We start from the raw sequence: 564 nt of genomic DNA, 5'->3' as shown, positions 1-564 counted from the left end.
TAAACCCCAAAATATCATTCAAAAAGTGAATAAGGATGTTCTTATTTTTTTCAGTACCGAATATTTTCTTAAATGTTAAATCAAGCTTAGGATCGATCGATTCGCTTCCGAAACTGCGTGAAGTGGCGGCACTATGAAAATTCCTCAGCGCATACGCGAAACCGATGTAACAAGAAAGTTTTCAGCCGTAACGTCGCGTTGCTAGCTGCTACCAGATGGTATTACACTACCTTCACAAAGGGGCCCAATTGGTATACATTGCTGAATTTATTAAGTTTATTGTAATGGTACACCTAAAATAGCCAGCAGTATATGGTGAATCGAGGTCTGTTACTGGTAAAACTGACTTACTTGTAGCCGTCGCCGTCTCACACGCAGATGAAAACGAGACGGGTCGACGAACCCGTCTGCCACTTACGATGCCTACCTACTTATCTCGCGGCAATAGATTTCATATTTTCAGAGCATAATTAAACACGCGGCCTTGAAATTTGCCGGCTTCATGACCGTCGAGTCTAGTGAAGGTTGTTTTAATGACGCGATTCTCATGAGGTGTCGTAAGTG

The 564-nt window shown here is 42.4% G+C and carries 1 protein-coding gene; it reads right to left on the bottom strand.

Annotated features, from left to right (window positions below):
* A partial coding sequence (locus tag ACJ5GX_RS05965) for a PD-(D/E)XK nuclease family transposase (RefSeq protein WP_495292805.1) occupies positions 1-148 on the bottom strand: 148 nt, incomplete at its 3' end.
* Positions 149-564: the final 416 nt, after the last annotated feature.

It is taken from the genome of Wolbachia endosymbiont of Tuta absoluta, assembly GCF_059414725.1.
Note: the sequence above shows the minus strand (reverse complement) of the source record. Positions and strands in the feature narration are given on the sequence as shown.